This is a genomic window from Streptomyces sp. NRRL S-1813 (assembly GCF_000719605.1).
GTDB lineage: Bacteria > Actinomycetota > Actinomycetes > Streptomycetales > Streptomycetaceae > Streptomyces > Streptomyces decoyicus.
In genome coordinates this window covers 1-3,928 of the sequence record NZ_JOHB01000073.1, presented here as the reverse complement: position 1 = coordinate 3,928, position 3,928 = coordinate 1, and the positions used below count along the sequence as shown (strand labels likewise).

1 protein-coding gene is annotated in these 3,928 nt (G+C 70.6%); it reads right to left on the bottom strand.

What is annotated here, in order from left to right:
• A partial coding sequence (locus tag IF67_RS0138275) for a non-ribosomal peptide synthetase (protein WP_030993632.1) occupies positions 1 to 3,928 on the bottom strand: 3,928 nt, incomplete at both ends.

Below are 3,928 nucleotides of genomic sequence, written 5' to 3'. Positions count from 1 at the left end.
GTGCAGCAGCGTGGTGCGCTCGGGTGCGGTGAGGATGTCCAGGTCGGCGATCGGTTGTGAGGCGTCGGCGACGGCCGCCCGCAGCAGACGCTCCAGCCGGGCGGTGATCGCGTCCACGGAGGCGCGGTCGAAGAGGTCCGTGGCGAAGTCCACCGTTCCCGCCATACCGGCGGGCAGTCCGTCGGCCGTGACCTTCTCCTCCAGCCCGAATTCGAGGTCGAACTTCGAGGTATCGGAACCCGAGGACTCCAACCTGCTGTCGAGTCCGTCCAGCGGCACATCGGCGGACGCGGCCTCGAAGCTCAGCATCACCTGGAACAGCGGGTGGTACGCGAGCGACCGGGCAGGGTTGACGATCTCCACGAGCCGCTCGAAGGGCACGTCCTGGTGGGCGTAGGCCGCCAGGTCGGTTTCCCGCACCCGTCCGAGCAGGTCGGCGAACGACGGGTTGCCGGAGGTGTCGGTGCGCAGCACGAGAGTGTTGATGAAGAACCCGACCAGGTCATCGAGAGCTTCATCGGTGCGACCGGCGGTCGGCGAGCCGATGGGGATGTCGGTGCCCGCGCCGAGCCGGGTCAGCAGGGTCGCCAGCGCCGCCTGCACGACCATGAACACGCTCGCCTGGTGCTCACGCGCAAGGCGGGCGACGCCTTCGTGCAACGCGACGTCCCAGAAGAAGTCGAGGCTGTCGCCCCGGAAGCCGGCCTCGGCCGGCCGCGGACGGTCGGTGGGCAGCTCCAGCAGGTCGGGAAGCCCGGCCAGATGCTGCTGCCAGTAGTCGACCTGACCGGAGATGAGGGACTGCGGGTCGCTCTCGTCGCCGAGGATCTCGCGCTGCCAGAGGGTGTAGTCGGCGTACTGGACCGGCAGCGGCGCCCACTGCGGAGCCGCGCCCTTGCTCCGTGCGGCATAGGCGACCGCCAGATCGTGCGCGAGCGGGGCAATCGACCAGCCGTCGCTGGCGATGTGGTGCGCCAGCAGCAACAGGACGTGCTCGTCCGTGCCCGTCCGGAACAGCCAGGCCCGCAGCGGCAGTTCGGCCGTCAGGTCGAAGGCATGACCGGCTGCCTGCCGGATCGCCTCGTCCAGCAGGCCGGGCTCCGTCCGGACGTACTCGACCGGCGGCCGGGCGGCGCTGCCCTCCAGCACCTGCTGATACGGCGTGCCGTCGATCTCCGGGAAGACCGTACGCAGCGACTCGTGCCGCTCGACGAGGTCGGACATCGCCTCGCGCAGGGCAGCGGTGTCCAGCTCTCCGGACAGCCGCAGCCGCATCGGCACGTTGTACGTCGGGCTGGGGCCCTCCAGTTGGTGGAGGAACCACAGGCGGCGCTGGGCGAAGGACAGCGGCACCCGCTCGGGCCGCTCCATCGGCACCAGAGCCGTGCGCCCGCCGGCCGCGGTGCCGAGGCGCCCGGCGATACCGGCGACCGTCGGTGCCTCGAAGAGGTCACGTACGGCGAGCTCCACGCAGAAGGCGGAGCGGACACGGCTGACCAGGCGCATCGCGAGCAGGGAGTGGCCGCCGAGGGCAAAGAAGTTGTCGTCGATGCCGGCCCGGGGCACGCCCAGAACCTCGGCAAAGACACCACACAGGATCTCCTCCTGCGCGTTGCGCGGGCCTCGGCCGCCTTCGGCGCCGGTGTACTCCGGAGCGGGAAGCGCCTTGTGGTCGAGCTTCTCGTTCGGCGTCAGCGGGAGCGTATCGAGCTGGACGAACGCCGACGGAACCATGTACTCGGGAAGGGCCCCTGCCGCCCGGTCACGCAGACCGGCCAGATCCACCCGGCCGTCGGCCCCCTCCATGGGCACGACGTAGGCGACGATGCGCTTGTCGCCGGGAAGGTCCTCCCGCACGACCACGGCGATCCGGCCGACACCCGGGTGCGCGGCGAGTACGTTCTGGATCTCGCCGAGCTCGATACGGAAGCCGCGGACCTTCACCTGGTTGTCGACGCGGCCGACGAATTCGAGCTCGCCGTCGGTGCGCCACTTGACCAGGTCGCCGGTGCGGTACATCCGTCCGCCGGGCGCGCCGAACGGATCCGCGACGAAGCGGGCGGCGGTCAGCCCGGGGCGGCGCAGATATCCGCGGGCCAGCCGCGTCCCCGCCACATACAGTTCGCCGGGCACGCCCACCGGCACCGGACGCAGCGCGGAGTCCAGCACATACACCCGGGTGTTCCAGCCCGGACGGCCGATCGACGGAGCCACGGCCCCGGAAAGCGGGCTGCTCGACGTCACCCACACCGTCGCCTCGGTCGGACCGTAGGCGTTGAACATCCTGCGTCCCGAAGACCACCGCGCCGCGACCTCGCCGGTGAAGGCGTCGCCGCCGATGATCAGCGTGCGCAGCGTCGGCAGCGGGTGCACCGGCATGCTCGCCAGCGCCGCCGGCGATATCACTGCATGGCTGATGCGCAGGCCGTCCACGACGCCGACCAGTTCCTCACCCGCGAGCGGGCCCGTCGGCGCGACCACCAGGCAGCCGCCCGACCGGAACGCCATCCACATCTCCAACACCGAGGGGTCGAAGCTGGGCGAGGCGAGCTGGAGCACTCGGCTGCTGCCGTCCAGCTGCCAGCGGCCGAGGCCGTCGGCTGCGAATCCGTTCACCGCGTCATGGGTGACGGCGACGCCCTTGGGGCGCCCGGTGGAGCCGGAGGTGTAGATGAGGTAGGCGGGGTGGGTGGGGAGTAGCGGAGTGGTGCGGTGGGTGTCGTTCGGGTTGGTGGTGTATTGGCCGGTGCCGGTGCCGGCGCCGCTGTCGGTGCCGCTGTCGGTGTGGAGAGTGAGTGTGGGCAGGCCGGTGTCGGGCAGCCCGGTGGTGTTGCTGTCGGTGATGACCAGAGCGGGCCGGGCGTCGTCGAGCATGTAGGTGATGCGGGTGGTGGGGTAGTCGGGGTCGACGGGGAGGTAGGCGGCACCGGTTTTGAGGACGGCGAGGATGCAGACGATGAGGTCGGCGGAGCGGGGGAGGGCCAGCGCGACGATCTGCTCCGGGCCGATGTTCTTGCTGATGAGCTGGTGGGCGAGCTGGTTGGCGCGGGTGTTCAGCTCGGTGTAGGTGAGCCGGGTGCCGTGGTGTTCGAGGGCGGGCGCGTCGGGCGTGCGTGCCACCTGCGCCTCGAAGAGGCCGGGCAGCGTGGCGTCGGGAACGTCGCGCGCGGTGTCGTTCCAGCCGTTGAGCAGCAGCTCACGCTCCTGCGCGGAGAGCACATCCAGCTCTCCGATCGGGCGTGCGGCGTCCTCGACGGCGGTACGCAGCAGGCGTTCCAGCCGCGCCGCGATGCTCTCGGCGGTCCGCCGGTCGAAGAGGTCGGTCGCGAACTCGACCACACCCCGCATACCGGCGGCTTCACCACCCGCACCGAACTGCTCTCCGAGGCTGAAGGTCAGATCGACCTTCGCGATCCCCGCATGGACGTCGTCGTCCTCGGTGGCCACGAGCCCGCGCATCGCGAATTCGCCCTCGGCGGCATTCTGGAGGACGAGCATCACCTGGAAGAGCGGGTGATGGGACAGGGAGCGGGTGGGGTTGACGATCTCCACGAGCCGCTCGAAGGGCACGTCCTGGTGGGCGTAGGCCGCCAGGTCCGTCTCCCTGACCCGTCCGAGAACTTCGGCGAAGGTGGGATCGCCGGAGGTGTCGGTGCGCAGCACCAGCGTGTTGACGAAGAAGCCGACGAGGTCGTCGAGTGCGTCGTCGTTACGTCCGGCGATGGCCGACCCCATGGGGATGTCGGTACCGGCGCCGAGCCGGGTCAGCAGTGCGGCGATGCCGGCCTGGACGACCATGAAGACACTGACCTGGTGTTCGCGTGCCAGCCGGGTGATGCCGTGGTGGAGGTCGGTGTCCCAGGCGAAGGGCACGCTGTCGCCCTGGTGGCTGGCCACCGCGGGCCGGGGCCGGTCGGTGGGCAGTTCC